This window comes from Zhihengliuella halotolerans (assembly GCF_004217565.1).
GTDB lineage: Bacteria > Actinomycetota > Actinomycetes > Actinomycetales > Micrococcaceae > Zhihengliuella > Zhihengliuella halotolerans.
Genome location: NZ_SHLA01000001.1, coordinates 223727 through 238897, shown reverse-complemented (window position 1 = coordinate 238897; position 15171 = coordinate 223727). Strand labels below are relative to the sequence as shown.

Genomic DNA, 15171 nt, shown 5'->3' with positions numbered 1-15171 from the left:
GCGCCTGACGCCCGGGACTGCCAATCAGCGGGTGCCGGCGCGTAAGGTTCGGACCACCACACACAAGACACGGGGGTCCGATGTTCTTCTCGTCCGCCTCGGGACGGCTCGTCTACTCCGCCAGCGACCTGGTCACGGCCAGTGCCTGCGAGTACGCCACCCTCGTCACGCTCGACGACAAGCTGGGCCGGCGCCCCGCTCCCGCCGTCGAACGGGACGAGATGCTCGAGCGCGCCGCCGCGCTCGGCGACGAACACGAGCACCGAGTGCTCGCCTCGCTCGTCGACGAGTACGGACGCTGGGAGCCCGGCGGCACGGGTGGCGTCCTCGAGCTGCCCAGCCCCGGCGACACCTCCCCCACCGTGCTCGATGCGCGGCGGCGGGAGACGCTGGACGCGCTGGGATCCGGCGCCGACGTCGTCTTTCAGGGCACCTTCTGGGACGGATCCTTCGTCGGCTACGCCGACTTCCTGGTCAAGAACGACGACGGCCGCTACGCGGTGTGGGACACCAAGCTGGCGCGCCACGCCAAGGCGACCGCACTGCTGCAGATCGCCGCGTACGGGGACCAGCTCGTCGCCGCGGGCCTCACCCCCGCGGATGAGGCCGTGCTGGTGCTCGGCGACGGCGAACACTCGGTGCACCCGCTCGGGCCACTGATGTCCGTCCTCCGCGAGCGCCGCGCGCGCTTCCTCGCGCTTGTCGAGGAGCACTTGCGCCGCGACGCACCCGTCGAGTGGGACCAGCCGGGTGTCTCCGCGTGCGGCCGGTGCGACTACTGCCGGCTCGAGGCCGAGGCGCGCGACGATCTGCTGCTCGTCGCGCGCATGTCGCTGCCCCTGCGCAAAAAGCTGCGCGCCGCCGGCGTCGAAACCGTCGCGAACCTAGCACAGCTCGGCGATCACGCGTTCGGCGGCGACCGGCTGCCCGGCCCGGTGGAGCGGCTGCGCGAGCAGGCGCGCATGCAGTCCGGTGCCGATCAGGGGGACGGGCACGCCCCCGGCGACGAGACCCTGCGCTACCGAGTGCTCGAGCAGCACACGATCGGGCGCCTGCCCGCGCCCGATACCGGTGACCTCTTCTTCGACTTCGAAGGCGACCCCATGTTCCAGGACGGAACGGACGGCTCGTGGGGCCTCGAGTACCTCTTCGGCGTGATCGAGGACGACGGCGCCGCGCCAGTCTTCCGCCCCTTCTGGGCGCACAGCCGGAGTGAGGAACGCCGGGCGTTTCTGGACTTCGTCGCCTACGTCGAGGACCGGCGGCGCCGCTTCCCCGGCCTGCGGATCTACCACTACGCCGCCTATGAGAAGACGGCGCTGCGCAACCTCGCCGCACGGCACGGGACGTGCGAGGACACGATCGACGAGTGGCTGCGCACGGGCCTGCTCGTCGACCTGCTCGAGACGGTGCACGGCTCGCTGCGCATCAGCGCCGACTCGTACTCGATCAAGCGGCTCGAGCCGTTTTACATGGGTGACGAGCACCGCGTCGGGGACGTCACCAACGCCGGCGCCTCCGTCGTCGCCTACGCCCACTACACCGCGGCCCGCGACGCGGGCGACCGCGACGGCGCGGCCGGGGTGCTCGAGTCCATCCGCGCCTACAACGAGTACGACTGCGTCTCCACCCTGCGGCTGCGCGACTGGCTGCTCACCCTCGCAGACCGTGCGCCGTCCGCCGAGGGCGCCGCGGACGTCCCGGAATCCACCGCGGCTCCCGGGGAACCGGACGCCGAGCCCACCGCCGAGGAGCTGCGCCTCGCGGACTACCTGGCGCAGCTGCCGCGAGACGCCGTGCTCGACCCCCGACAGCAGGCCGTCGCCATGGTCGCCGCGGCGACCGGATTCCACCGGCGCGAGCGCAAGCAGTACTGGTGGGGGCACTTCGACCGGCTCGAAACCGACCCGATGACATGGCAGGACACCCGCGACGTCGTCGTCGTGAATTCGGCCCGCGTGCTCGAGGACTGGGAGAAGCCACCGCGCAAGCGCACTTTCGCGCGCCGGCTGAGTCTGCGCGGGGCCGCGGCCGAGGGCTCGGACCTGCGGCCCGGCTCGACGTGGTTCGCGATGTACGCCGCGCCCGCCCCGGCCGAGCTCGCGGATCCGGGACAGCCGTACGACGCCGGCGCCCGCGGTGGCGCCTTCGGCCTGCGTGTGGACGAGGTCCTCCGCCACGCCGACGGCTCCGTGACCCTGACCTGCACCGAAAAGACCAAGTCCGGGCGGGAGCCTCACGGGGCGCTGCCGATGGCCCTGACACCCGACCAGCCGATCCGCACAGCGTCGATCGAGGAGGCCCTCGCGGAGGTCGCCCGCGACGTCGGCGCCGCCCTGCCCGCGCTCCCGGGCACGGCAGCCCTCGACATCCTCACGCGCACCCCGCCGCGCCTCGCCGGCGGTGCTCCCCTGCCGGAAGCGGCTCCGACCGTCCGCGGGCACGACTACATCAGCGCCGTCACCGCGGCGGTCCTGAGCCTGCGGGACTCCTACCTCGCCGTCCAGGGCCCGCCCGGGACCGGCAAGACGTACCTCGGTTCGCACGTCATCGCCGCCCTCGTCGAGCGCGGGTGGAAGATCGGCGTTGTTTCGCAGGGCCACGTGACCGTGGACGGGATGCTGGCCAAGGCGATCGACGCCGGGGTGGACCCGGGACGGGTGGCGAAGAAGCCGAAGGACCCGGCGGCCCTGGTTCCGTGGGAACACACCGACCCCAAGCGAATCACCGCGCTGCTCGCCGAACCGGGGGGCTGCCTGATCGGCGGCACCGCCTGGACCATGACGGGGAGCTCAGTGCCTCGCGGCGGTCTCGACCTCCTCGTCATCGACGAGGCCGGCCAGTTCTCCCTTGCGAACACGCTGGCCGTCGGGCAGGCGGCGAAGAACCTGCTCCTGCTCGGCGACCCGCAGCAGCTGCCGCAGGTCACCCAGGGCACCCACCCCGTGCCCGTCGACACGTCCGCCCTCGGCTGGCTCTCCGCCGGGCACCCCACCCTGCCGCCAGAGTTCGGGTACTTCCTCGCCGATTCCTGGCGCATGCACCCGGCACTCTGCGCCGCCGTGTCCCGCCTGAGCTACGACGGCCAGCTCGCCTCCGCCCCCGCGGGTTCCGAGCGACACCTCGACGGCGTGGCGCCCGGCGTCGAGACCGTCCTCGTCGACCACGAGGCCAACACCGTCTCCTCCGCCGAGGAGGCCGATGTCGTCGTCGACCAGATCCGCAGGCACCTCGGCCTGCTGTGGCAGGACCGTCCCGACGAGCCGGCCCGCCATCTGGCAACGGAGGACATCCTCGTGGTCGCCGCCTACAACGCCCAGGTCGCGATGCTGCGCGAGCGGCTCGCCGCGGCGGATCTGCCCGGGGTGCGGGTCGGCACCGTCGACAAGTTCCAGGGCCAGGAGGCTCCCGTCGTGATCGTGTCGATGGCGTGTTCATCCGCGGCCGACGCGCCGCGCGGGATGGAGTTCCTGCTCAACCGGAACCGGCTCAACGTCGCCGTCTCGCGCGGTATGTGGCGGGCGGTCATCGTCCGGTCCCCAGAGCTGACCGGCTTCATGCCGACCACCCCGGAGGCGATGGTCGAGCTCGGGGCCTTCCTCCAACTCAGCCCGACGGCCGCCGTCGTGCTAGAACAGAACGCATGAGCCAACAACGCGCACTCGCCCACGCCCGCGTGCGGCCCACCGGCTTGGGTTGCATGAACGTCACCCACGGCTACTCGTCGTTCCCCAGCCGGGACGACGCAGTGGCCCTGTTCCGGGCGGCGTTGGATAGCGGCGTCGATCACTTCGACACCGCGACGCTGTACGGGCACGGGGCCAGCGAGGAACTTCTCGGCGAGGCGCTGGGCAACCGCCGGGACGAGATCTTCCTCGCCAGCAAGTGCGGATTGCGGCGGAACGAACGCGGCGAGACCGTGATCGACGGCGAGCCCGCGTCGATCAAACGCCAGGCCGAGGCCTCGTTGCGGCGCCTCGGCACCGAGACCATCGACCTCTACTACCTGCACCGGCTCGACCGGAAAATCCCGATCGAGGAGAGTGTCGGAGCGCTGGGTGAGCTGGTGTCCGAGGGCAAGATCCGCTCGATCGGACTCTCCGAGGTCTCCGTTGCGACGCTCCAGCGCGCCGAAACCGTGCACCACGTCGCCGCCGTTCAGAACGAATACTCGCTCGCGACGCGCAACCCGGAGCTGGGCATGATCGAGGCCTGCCGGGCGAACGGGACGGCCTTCGTCGCCTTCTCCCCGCTCTCCCGCGCCCTACTCGCCGGCACACTCGAACGCCCGTGGGAGCTGCCCGAGTCCGACATCCGCAGCTTCATGCCGCGTTTCACGTCCGAGAATTACCCGCAGAACCTGCGCCTCGTCGACGCCCTGCGGCCCGTCGCCGAGGCCGTCGGCATTTCACTCGCGCAGCTCGCGCTCGCCTGGGTGCACGCCCAGGGCGAGCACGTGCTCTCCATCCCGGGCACCGCGAAGCGCGCCCACCTGCTCGAGAACAGCGGGGCCGACGACGTCGTGCTCGACGCCGAGACCGTCGCGGCGTGCTCGGCGATCATCGACCAGACGACGGTCCACGGTGCCCGCTACACGGAAGGCCAGCTGTCCAGCGTCGACTCCGAGGTCTTCGCCGGCTGAACAACAGCCGGCTACTTCGCCGGCGCGGCCTCGTCCTCCGGGAAGATCTGGCCCACGGGCTCGCGCTTCTCCGCCTGGAAGGCGTCCTCGGCGCGGCCGTACGCCCAGTACGCCGAGAGGGACATGCGCTTGCGATCGACCCCGCGGACGTCGGTCAGGTGGGCGCGCAGCTGCTTCATCGACTCCCGCTCGCCATGCGCGAAGACCTGGACGTCGCCGGCGTGCCAGTCGCCCTCCACGACGGCTCCGACGAGTTCCGTGGTCTGCGGCGTGAACGCCGCACCGCGGTGCAGCCAGTGCACGCGGATCCCGGCAGGGGCGTCGAGCTCGAGCTCGTCCTCCGCCGAGGCGACCTCGAGGTAGGCCTCGCCACGGGCGGCGGGGTCCATGGCCTCGAGCGCCGTCGAGATCGCCGGCAACGCCGATTCGTCTCCCACCAGCAGGTGCCAGTCCGCCTCGGGATCCGGGGCGTACATGCCGCCCGGGCCCATGAAGCAGACTACGTCTCCGGGCGCCGCGTTCGCGGCCCACGGGCCCGCGAGGCCCTCGTCGCCATGGATGACGAAGTCGACGTCGATCGTGCCGGCGGCGTGGTCGACGCGGCGAACCGTGTACGTGCGTCGGACGGGCATCTGCTCCGGCGCCAGCCGGGTGGCGAGCTCCTGCATGTCGTACGGCGGGGTCAGCTCGAGCGCCGGATCCGCGAAGAGCAGCTTGATGTACTTGTCGGTTGCCGGCTTGTCCTGGAAGGACGCGAAGCCGTCGCCGCCGAGCGTGAGCCGGACGAAGTGGTCGCCGAGCCGGCGCGCGGCGACGACCTCCATGACGACCTGAGGCTTGGGGCCGCGGGTCTGCCGCTGATCAGCCATGTGTTCGATTCTCCTTCGTCGACTCGTGCCCCATTGAAGCACACCTGAGTTAGGTTGCCCTAAGCGTATTTCGATTGCAAACGGGTGCCAAATCCGACCCGGCTCCGGCGGCGAATCGGGATGCGGCTATAGTGGGATCAGCTTCACGAGAGGCGGCCAAGACACGGGCTCCGACCCGGCCGCACACCAACCCCATGCTCGAAGAAGTCTCCGGTCCCCGCCGGCCGTCCCGGCCGCGGTGGGCCCTCGTGGGTGGTTCGGATGACGAAGCGGCCTGGCGCAGACCGCGTCCGGGCAAGAGCAACGGAGGAACCTCTCATGTCCCTTGTCTTCGCCGACCGTTCCGAAGCGGCATCGCCCTGCTGCTCGACCGACCCCGGCCACGACCTCGCACCGCTCGCGATCGTCGCCGTGATCGAGGCCGCCATCAACCACCGCCACAGCACGGTCCGCGCAACGATCACGGGCCTGCACCGGGGGAGCGGCCGGATCGACGTCCTCCTCGCGTGCGGAGGGGCGATGAGCGTCTACCACCACCAGCTGGCCGAGGTCGCCGACCACTTGCCCCTCGGCAAGCCTTGCCGCTGGGTGCCCGGGGCTCGAGCGCTCATCGGCCCGCGCGTCGGACGCGGCCGCGAGCGAACGCGCAGGGTGCTCAACGTCGCGCCGGGGCCGCTCGCGGTGTGCCAGCCGCGCCCCGCGGACGATCCGGTCCGGCGGGCCGCCGTCGCCACCGCCCTGGCCGGATGATCAGGTGAAGAGCGGGTCGCCGAGGAACTCGCGCAGTGCGTCGCGGTGTTCCGCTGGGATCCGCAACAGCCGCTCGTCGACGGCGGAGAAGAACGCGAGCGTCGTGGACGCGCGCACGCACTCGTGCCCGTCGACGGGGTCGCGAAACAGGTAGCTCAGCTCGAACGTGGCGGGTTTGACCGCGGAGACCCAGACGTCGACGATCGCGGGCACGTTGCGATAGTCCAGCGGGCGCACGTAGCGGACCCTGTGCTCGACGACGAGGGTCTGCGTGTCGTCGCCGACCCTCGAGAAGAGGTCGACGGCGGGGTCGACTCGCGGTAGACCGGTCCCCCCGGGCACGCCGAAGGCGCCGATGCGCGCTTCCTCCATCATGCGCACGAGGTTCACATTGTTGATGTGGCCGTAGGCGTCCATGTCGGCCCACCGCATCGGCACCTCGACGGTCAGTCTGCGTCCCGTCATGCCCTCCCCTTCCGGCGGCGTCGGCGCGCCGCGTTCCTAGATGACGCCGAGTCGGCGCAGCTGCGAGCAGATCGTGTGCCCGTCCGGGCCGTAGACCCACGGCACCCCGGGCGTCGCGTTGACCGTGTGGTCGGAGCGGCCGCCCGCAAGCACGGCCTCCGACGGCGTGAGCTGGCGGATCACGATCGCGCGCACCTGGTCGGGGTGGCGCTTGGCGAACTCCGCGTAGATCTCGGGGTCGTGCTGCCCGTCGTCTCCGATGAGGATCCAGCGCACCGCGGGGAATTCCTCCGCGAGGCGCCGCAGCTCGTCGACCTTGTGCTGCATGCCCGAACGGAACCAGCGGTGCTCGGTCGGGCCCCAGTCGGTGAGCAGGAGGGTTCCCTTGGGGTACAGGTTGCGGCTGAGGAAGCGGGTCAGCGTCGCCGCCGCGTTCCAGGCGCCGGTCGAGAGGTACAGCACCGGGCCTCCCGGGGCCTTCGAGACGAGCCGCTCCATCATCACGGCCATCCCGGGCGTCGCGACGCGGGCGTGCTCGGAGAGCACAAACGAGTTCCAAGCCGCGAGCAGGGGCCGCGGCAGCGCGGTGACGACGACCGTGTCGTCGACGTCGCAGATGATCCCGGACTGGGCCTTCTCATCGATGACCTGTACGGCCACGGTCGCGGGCTCCGAGCCCTCGGAAATCAGCACGACGTCGTGCCAGCCCGGCTCGAGGTCGACGGCGATGCGCACGTCGAGCACGCCGCCGCGGTCGGCGTCGAGGTAGAACGTCTTCCCGCCCACCCGCGCCTCGACCTCGGCGTAGGGGATCGGAGGGGAGATGAAGTTGCGCCAGCCGCGCACGCCATCGGCGACGACCTTGGAGTGGCGCAGCCCGTTGAAGAAGGCGCCCGGGCGGGCGAGCACCACGCGGGCGAGGATGCGTACCCAGCCGTGCGCGCCGTCGTCGCCCGCTGCGTGATCGGCGGCGACCGTCGGGAACGAGGACGCGTCCACGCGCCCGCTGACCCCGTAGCCACGGAACGGGGTGACGGTCGGGACGTGGCCGCGCGACCGCGAATGGCGTTCGCGGAAGGCGTGCCAGGAGTTCTCGAGGCGAAACCCGACGTGGTCCCGTTGCTGGGAGTCATCCCCGGCGTTGCTGGTTGCGGACATGGGCTCAGTCTTTCACGTCAGCAAGCCCGCCACGAGTCCGCCGCTCGCTTCTGCCGCGGCCGCACAGAAGCCGATAGGGTGGTCTCGTGCCTGAGCAGACTTCTTCTCCTTCGCCCGCCTCCGTCCAAGAATCCGCTCACCTCCGCCAGAGTGCAGAAGACGCCGCCCGCGGTGTCGGCGATCTGCTGCGCAAAGCCTTCCGGTCCGGCCTCTCAGCCGACACGAAGCGCAACCACCACGACCTCGTGACCGAGTATGACCACGCCAGCGAACGCCGCATCACCGAACAACTCTCCGCCGCAGTCCCGGACAGCCGGTTCCGGGGCGAGGAGGGCGGCGTGCACGGGTCCGGCCGCGTCGAGTGGATCATCGACCCGATCGACGGGACCAGCAACTTCGCGCACGGCGTCGCGTTCTTCTGCGTCTCGATCGCGGCCGCCGTCGACGGCGAGGTTGTCGCGGGCGTCGTCTACGACCCGATCGCGTCCCTCATGTTCGCCGCGGACGCCGACGGCGCGTACCTCGACGGCGCCCCGCTGCGCCCCGTCGCCGCGGCCGACGAGCGCCAGGGGTCGGTCATGACCGACTTCCCCTCCGCCGAGGACATCGCCACGGACGGCTCCGTGTGCCTCGAAGCGTTCGCCGAACTCGTCACCGCCTACTCGACCGTGCGCCGCAAGGTCTCGGGCGCACTCGAGCTCGCCCACGTGGCCGCCGGCTGGACCGACATCACGCTCGGGTTCGACACCAACCCCTGGGACGTCGCCGCCGGCGCGTTCCTCGTCACGCAGTCGGGTGGCACGTACCGCGCCTTCGAGTACGACGACGTCACCCGGCCCGCACACGAGGCCCCCACGTACCTGGCCCACGGGCCGGGCGCGGACGCGGCCACGGCGACCGCCGTCGTCGAGCGGATCATGGCCGGACGCAGAGCGGCGGGCTACCGGGGCAAATCCCGGTAACCCGCCGCGCGGGCCGCGTTCAGCGGCCCGGTGCTGCGGTGCTGCTACTGCATCATGCTCTCGGCGACGGAGCACACGGCCTCGGCGCCGGAGCCGGACGCCGAGTGCTCGGAGACGACGCTCCCCGCCTCGTCGAGGATGCGGCAGGCGATCTCACCCGTGGAGCCGCTGGCGTTGGTGATCGTGACCGAGCCGATCAGCGTGTTGGCCTCGACCTGCTCGCTCAGGGTCTCGCCGCCGGAGAGAGTCTGCATGCCGGTGGTCATGTCGTCCACCGTGGTCACGAGGGCCACCTCGGCCGGCTCCACGGACGTCGCCTCGAACGTGTAGTTCCCCGTCTCGCCGACCGCCTCCCCGAGGAAACCGACAGCGGCAACGACCACGATGGACCAGACGACCGCGATGATCAGGGACAGCACGCCCGTGATGAGGCCGGTCAGCGCGAAGCCCTTGCGGTGGCGCTTCTTGACGAGGGCGATGATCGCGACGATCACGGCCGCAGCGCCGACGGCGAACGCCGCGTAGTGCACGAACGGGATGAGCGACATGCAGATCGCCACGATGCCGAGCACCATCGCGGTGATCGTGATGCCGCTGGCCTTCTGCGGCTGCGGGACCTGGCCGTACGGCGATGCTCCCGGCGCCTGAGCGTAGGGGGCCTGATCGTAGGGCCCCTGCTGCGGGTTGCCCGCCGGCGGCGCCGGCCAGCCGCCTTGGGCGGCGTCGGGAGCGGGGGTGGCCTGCGGCTCGGCCGGTGCCTCCGGATTCGGCGGGGTGACGGGCTGCTGCGGGTTGTCGCCTTCGGAGGCGGGGTTGTTCTTCGGGTCGTTCGGGTTTTCGGTCATGGTGGCCTCCTGAGCGCACGAGTGGTTGCGTACTCACTTTATGCGCCCGGGTCCAAAAGGTTCATCATCCCATGGGGGTAATTTCCGGCGAATACACTGGTCTCCTATGAGTCACAACGCGCCGCCGAACGATTCCGGCTCCCTCGGACGCACGCCCAGCGCCGGTGATATCCGGCGGTGGCGCCGCTACCTGGCCGACGAACGCGCCGAGGGCGCCGTCTACCGGACACTCGCCGAGAAGCGCAGCGGCGAAGAGAAAGCGATCCTGATCGGCCTGGCCGAGGCGGAGCAGCGCCACGAGGAACACTGGCGGCGCATGCTCGGCGAGCACGCCGACCGGCCGTCGAGCCCGTCCGTGCGCCGTACCCTGCTGCGGTTCATGGCGCGCCATTTCGGTTCGGTCTTCGTGCTGGCGCTCGCTCAGCGCGCCGAGGGCAACTCGCCGTACGTGAAGGACCAGGACGCCACCCGCCAGATGGCCGCTGACGAGATGGTGCACGAGGAGGTCGTGCGCGCGCTCGCCACGGCCGGGCGCAAGCGCCTCTCCGGCAACTTCAGGGCCGCGGTGTTCGGTGCGAACGACGGCCTCGTCTCCAACCTGGCCCTCGTCATGGGCATCGGCGCCACGGGCGTCTCCACCGCCGTCGTGCTGTTCTCCGGCATCGCCGGCCTGCTCGCCGGCGCCCTGTCGATGGCCGCCGGCGAGTTCGTCTCGGTCCGCTCCCAGCGCGAGCTCATGTCGGCCTCGCGGCCGACGCAGGTCACCCTGTCGGCGGCCCCGCACCTCGATCTCGACCACAACGAGCTCGTTCTGGTCTACCGGGCGCGCGGGATGTCGCAGGCCGACGCCGAGCACCGAGCCGGCGAGCGCCTCGGCGACTTCACGTGCGACTGCGACCCGTCGCTGTCATTCCACCCGGACGGGCACCAGCAGACGCAGCAGGACGAGGACGACACCATCGGCTCGGCGCTCGGCGCATCCACGTCGAGTTTCCTGTTCTTCGCCTCCGGTGCCGTCATCCCGATCCTGCCGTACCTCTTCGGGATGTCGGGCGTCGCCGCCGTCGCGCTCTCGGTGGCTCTCGTCGGCGTCGCCCTGCTGTGCACGGGCGCCGTCGTCGGGCTGCTCTCCGGCGCGTCGCCCGGCAAGCGTGCGCTGCGCCAGCTCGCGATCGGCTGGGGCGCGGCGGCCGTGACGTACGTCCTCGGCCTCGCGTTCGGCACGTCGGTCGCCTAGCTCCTATTAGTCGCGGGCGGGAACCAGACCGACGGCCGGCAGCGGCTGCTCGGTGCCGTCGATCACCGCGGCCAGCGAGGGGACCCGGACCGGGGCGCCGTCGCGCAGAGACAGCTGGGCGGCGTCCGCGACCAGCGAAGCGGCGACGGCGTCGAACGGCGTACACGGGTTGACCCGCTCCCCCAGCACCACCTCGACGAACGCCGCGAGCTCCGCGACGTAGGCGTCGTGGAAGCGCTCCGCGAACGTCGTGTGCGGGCTGCCGGCCGGGAAGCCGACGCCGGGCTCGGCTGAGCGCAGGGCGCTCTTGTCGTCGAGGCCGACCACGATCGAGCCGTTCGACCCCTGGATCTCCAGGCGCACGTCGTGCCCGGCCCCGTTGTAGCGGGTCGCGGAGGCCGTCGCGACCGTCCCGTCGTCGAGCGTCAAGACGGCGAGCGCCGTGTCGACGTCGCCCACCGATCCGATCGCCGGATCGCCGTTGTTCGAGCCGCGCGCGTAGACCTCGACGATCTCCCGCCCCGTCAGCCAGCGCAGCATGTCGAAGTCGTGCACGGAGCAGTCGCGGAACAAGCCGCCGGAAGTGGCCAGGAAATCGACGGCGGGTGGGAACATGTCACCGGTGACGGCGCGCAGGCCGTGGATCCAACCGAGGTCTCCGGAATCATAGGCGCGCTTGGCCGCGAGGTAACCGGCGTCGAACCGCCGCTGGTGGCCGATCTGGACCACACCGCCGGCGGCCTCGATCTCGCGCAGCAGCGGCAGCGCCGAGACGACGTCGGAGGACACCGGTTTTTCGCAGAACACCGGCACGCCGGCGGCGACGCCCGCTCGGATCAGCTCCGGGTGCGTCGCGGTGCCGGTCGCGATCAGCAGGCCGTCGACGCCGGAGGCGATCAGGTCCTCGACGCTGTCGGCGGCGCGGACGCCGAGGTCGGCAGCCACCGTGCGCGCGAAGTCGATGGCCACGTCGGCGAGCACGATCTCAAGACGGACGTCTCGCCGAGCGAGGTCCTCGCCGACCGCGAGGAGGTTGCGGGCGTGCATCTGACCGATGCGGCCGACGCCCACCAATCCGAGGGTGAGAGTTTTCATCTATGCCTTTCGTGAGGGAACCGGCCGGAAGGCCGGGAAGGAGTCCCCCTGCCGGCGGCCCGGAGGCCTCCGGCAGGGGTGCTAGGTCGCATCCGTCCGGATGGTCCGGAGCTCCTCTGTGTGTCCGCCGATCTGCTCGAGCTCGTGGGCGAGTTCCTGGAGCTCGGCGCCGCCGGCCATCTGGGCCGTCAGCTCGTCGAGATGGATCTGGTCCTTCTCGTAGTACCCGATCGACCGGCCCCGTTTGAGCAGCAGGAACCGGTTCCCCACCGGGAAGGCGTGATGCGGGTTGTGGGTGATGAAGACGACGCCGAGGCCCCGGTCCCGCGCCTGCAGAATGTAGCGCAGCACGACGCCGGCCTGTTTCACACCGAGAGCGGCGGTCGGCTCGTCCAGGATCAGGACCTTGGCCCCGAAGTAGACCGCGCGGGCGATCGCCACGCACTGGCGCTCGCCGCCGGAGAGCGTGCCGATCGGCTGCTCGACGTCCCGCAGGTCGATTCCCATGTCCGAGAGCTCTTTGCGGGTGATCTCCTTCATCCGCTCCACGTCGAGCAGTTTGAGCGGCCCGATGCGACGCGTCAGCTCTGAGCCGAGGAAGAAGTTTCTCCACACTGGCATCAACGGCACCACGGCGAGATCCTGGTAGACGGTCGCGATGCCGGCGTCGAGCGCCTCGCGCGGCGAGTGGAAGCTGGTGGACTCGCCGTCGACCAGCAGATCGCCGTCGTCGTGCCGGTGCAGACCGGCGATGATCTTGATGAGGGTGGACTTGCCGGCGCCGTTGTCGCCGAGGACGCAGGTCACTTTTCCGGCCTCGACGTCCATGTCCACGTCGCGCAGGGCGATGATGCTGCCGTAGCGCTTGCCCACGCCGGCGAGCGAGATCAGTGGTTTTCCGGTGAAGGCGATCATCACTTGCTCCTCTCGGCGCGCTTCTTCACGACCATGTTGACGATGGTTGCCAGCAGCAGCATCAACCCCAGGAAGAACTTGAACCAGTCGGGGTTCCACTGCGCATAGACGATTCCGGCTGAAGCCATGCCGAAGATCAGGGCGCCGATGGCGCCACCGATCGCCGAGCCGTAGCCGCCGGTCAGCAGGCAGCCGCCGATCACGGCGCCGATGATGTACAGGAATTCGTTGCCGACGCCCTCACCCGACTGCACCGTGTTGAAGGCGAACAGGTTGTGCATGCCGAGCAGCCAGGCGCAGAAGCCGACACCCATGAAGAGGCCGATCTTGGTGCCGACCACGGGCACACCCACGGCGCGGGCCGCGTGCTGGTCGCCGCCGACCGCGAAGATCCAGTTGCCCACGCGGGTGCGCATCAACAGGTGCGTGGCGATGATCACCAGCAGGATCCAATAGACAACCGTGATCCTGATCGGCACACCGAACACGGGGATCGTCGACGCGAAGACGGCTTTCGCCGCCCCGAAACCGTCCATCTCGGAGATCGACGGGGAGGAGACGGAACCGCCGATCAACCGCGTGAGCGCCAGATTCAGCCCGGTGAGCATGAGGAACATGGCCAGTGTGACGATGAAGCTCGGCAGTTTGGTGCGAATCAGGATCAGCCCGTTGATGCAGCCGATGGCCAGCGACAGGATCAGGGCGACGACGACGCCGACCCAGACGTTGGTGACGAAGTACCAGCTGAACAGCGAGGCCATGAGCGCGGAGGAGACGACGGCGACGCCGGTCGAGAGATCGAATTCGCCGCCGATCATCAGCAGCGATACTCCGACGACCATGATGCCGATCGTCGACGCCCCGTAGAGGACCGTGGCGATGGAGGTCGGCTGGCTGAAGGTCGGCGCGACGATCGAGAAGAACACGAAGACGGCGACCGCTCCGACGAGGGCGCCGACTTCTGGGCGACTCATCAGCTGACCGATGACCGAGCGCTTGGCCACCCGCTCGTCGACCACCCGTGGCACCTCCGGTGACGCCGTTTTCGGTGCGGCGCTCATCGGACGCCCTCCGCCGCGAACTGCTGCACGGCCTCCACGTTGGAGGAATCGATGACGCTCGGGCCGGTCAGCGTGGCGACCCCGCCGCCGAGCTCGAAGCCTCCGCGGTGGTTCTGCCAGAGGGAGTCGACGGCCATGTAGCCCTGCAGCCACGGCTGCTGGTCGATCGTGAAGAGCACGTCCCCGTCGGCGATAGCGCCCGCCAGCTCCTCGTTGAGATCGAACGACGCGACCTGGACGTCCGCCCCCGTGTCCTTCGCGGCGTCGAGCAGTGTCATCGTGAACGGTCCGCCCAGACCCACGATCGCATCGGCGTCGGAGTTGGACTGGAGCTCGGCGGTGGCCGTGGCGGCGACCTGGGTCATGTCGGTGCCCTGCACGTAGAGGTTCTCGGTATCCGGGAGCACGGACTTGATGCCGGCGCAACGGGCTTCGAGACCGACGTGACCCTGCTCCTGGATGACGCAGATCGGGTGTGTGACGCCGGCTTCCTCCAGCGCCGTGCCGGCGGCCTCGCCCGCCACTGCCTCGTCCTGGCCGAAGTGGGTGAACGCGCCGTACTCGAGGGCCTTCTCCTCACCGGCGTTGAGGGAGACGACCGGGATGCCGGCGGCGCCGGCGGCCGCGATGACGTCCTTCATGGCCTCGGGCTTGGCCATGGTCACGGCGATGCCGTCCACGTCCTGGTCGATGTACTGCTGGACGAGGCGGGCCTGCCGGCCTCCCTCGGGATCCGAGGCGTAGACCAGTTCGACGTTGTCCTTGGCAGCGGCTTCCTCGGCGCCGGCGCGGACGATATCCCAGAACGTGTCCCCGGGGACGGCATGGGTGACAAAACCGATCTTCATCGCCTCGGTCGTGGCGGTCTGGCCGGCAGTACCGGCGTCGTCTCCGGCTGGAACCTCCCGCCCGCCCGACGACGAACACGCGGCGAGGGTCAGAAGTGGGACGAGTAGTACGGCGGCCAAGGGGCGGCGCCAGGAGCTGTTCTGATTCATGTCGTACTTCCTCATTCGATGAGCAGTTTCAGGCGAAGGGTCGCCCGAACGGCGTCTCGGCAGTGAGACGCCGGCGAGTTGACGGGAACAAGTTCGCGTTCCGGTGACCACCATCCTTGATGACGTAGATCACATTGTCAATAGAATGTCACGACATACTTACATTGTAGAAAC

Annotated in this window: 13 protein-coding genes; 5 read left to right on the top strand and 8 right to left on the bottom strand. The window is 70.1% G+C overall.

The features are described 5' to 3' along the window. Window positions 1–80 precede the first annotated feature (80 nt). Both EV380_RS01020 and EV380_RS01015 read left to right on the top strand, forming a co-directional pair. Window positions 81–3647, top strand: a complete 3567-nt coding sequence (locus EV380_RS01020; protein ID WP_130448727.1) for a TM0106 family RecB-like putative nuclease — start codon at window positions 81–83, stop codon at window positions 3645–3647. Then, the gene (locus tag EV380_RS01015; RefSeq protein ID WP_207219268.1) at window positions 3644–4642 is read left to right on the top strand and encodes an aldo/keto reductase; all 999 of its coding nucleotides are present in this window, start codon (window positions 3644–3646) and stop codon (window positions 4640–4642) included. Before EV380_RS01020 ends, EV380_RS01015 begins: the two co-directional genes overlap by 4 nt. Before the next feature lie 11 nt (window positions 4643–4653). Here EV380_RS01015 and EV380_RS01010 read toward each other — a convergent pair whose 3' ends face one another. Further along, on the bottom strand, window positions 4654–5511 hold the full coding sequence (locus tag EV380_RS01010) for a siderophore-interacting protein (RefSeq protein ID WP_130448725.1): 858 nt from the start codon (window positions 5509–5511) through the stop codon (window positions 4654–4656). A 318-nt stretch (window positions 5512–5829) separates the two neighbouring features. On the opposite strand from EV380_RS01010, the gene EV380_RS01005 reads away from it, so the two are divergent. After that, window positions 5830–6261, top strand: a complete 432-nt coding sequence (locus EV380_RS01005; protein ID WP_130448723.1) for a hypothetical protein — start codon at window positions 5830–5832, stop codon at window positions 6259–6261. On the opposite strand, the gene EV380_RS01000 is transcribed toward EV380_RS01005, so the two are convergent. Together EV380_RS01000 and EV380_RS00995 are read right to left on the bottom strand one after the other, a co-directional pair. After that, window positions 6262–6726, bottom strand: a complete 465-nt coding sequence (locus EV380_RS01000) for an acyl-CoA thioesterase (RefSeq protein ID WP_130448721.1) — start codon at window positions 6724–6726, stop codon at window positions 6262–6264. 36 nt (window positions 6727–6762) lie between these two features. Next, complete coding sequence (locus EV380_RS00995) at window positions 6763–7884, bottom strand: App1 family protein (protein ID WP_102160664.1); 1122 nt, start codon at window positions 7882–7884, stop codon at window positions 6763–6765. Window positions 7885–7970: 86 nt separating this feature from the next. On the opposite strand from EV380_RS00995, the gene EV380_RS00990 reads away from it, so the two are divergent. After that, window positions 7971–8846 (top strand): inositol monophosphatase family protein, encoded by an 876-nt coding sequence (locus EV380_RS00990; protein ID WP_130448719.1) that lies wholly within the window; start codon window positions 7971–7973, stop codon window positions 8844–8846. Window positions 8847–8890: 44 nt separating this feature from the next. Here EV380_RS00990 and EV380_RS00985 read toward each other — a convergent pair whose 3' ends face one another. Next, window positions 8891–9691, bottom strand: coding sequence for a hypothetical protein (locus tag EV380_RS00985; protein WP_130448717.1), 801 nt, complete (start codon window positions 9689–9691; stop codon window positions 8891–8893). A gap of 106 nt (window positions 9692–9797) precedes the next feature. Between EV380_RS00985 and EV380_RS00980 the strand changes: the two genes are divergently transcribed. Continuing rightward, window positions 9798–10928, top strand: coding sequence for a VIT1/CCC1 transporter family protein (locus EV380_RS00980; protein WP_130448715.1), 1131 nt, complete (start codon window positions 9798–9800; stop codon window positions 10926–10928). Between the two features lie 6 nt (window positions 10929–10934). Here the strand turns inward: EV380_RS00980 and EV380_RS00975 are convergent, their stop codons facing one another. The 4 genes from EV380_RS00975 to EV380_RS00960 all read right to left on the bottom strand — a co-directional run bounded on the left by EV380_RS00975 (window position 10935) and on the right by EV380_RS00960 (window position 14997). Beyond that, window positions 10935–12023 (bottom strand): Gfo/Idh/MocA family protein, encoded by a 1089-nt coding sequence (locus EV380_RS00975; RefSeq protein ID WP_130448713.1) that lies wholly within the window; start codon window positions 12021–12023, stop codon window positions 10935–10937. Window positions 12024–12104: 81 nt separating this feature from the next. Continuing rightward, a complete protein-coding gene (locus tag EV380_RS00970) occupies window positions 12105–12938 on the bottom strand; it encodes an ATP-binding cassette domain-containing protein (protein ID WP_130448711.1) in 834 nt (277 codons plus the stop codon). Further along, window positions 12938–13999 (bottom strand): ABC transporter permease, encoded by a 1062-nt coding sequence (locus EV380_RS00965; protein ID WP_130448709.1) that lies wholly within the window; start codon window positions 13997–13999, stop codon window positions 12938–12940. Before EV380_RS00965 ends, EV380_RS00970 begins: the two co-directional genes overlap by 1 nt. Beyond that, window positions 13996–14997: a substrate-binding domain-containing protein gene (locus EV380_RS00960; protein ID WP_130448707.1), complete on the bottom strand. Its 1002-nt coding sequence runs from the start codon at window positions 14995–14997 to the stop codon at window positions 13996–13998. Before EV380_RS00960 ends, EV380_RS00965 begins: the two co-directional genes overlap by 4 nt. Between the last annotated feature and the right edge of the window lie 174 nt (window positions 14998–15171).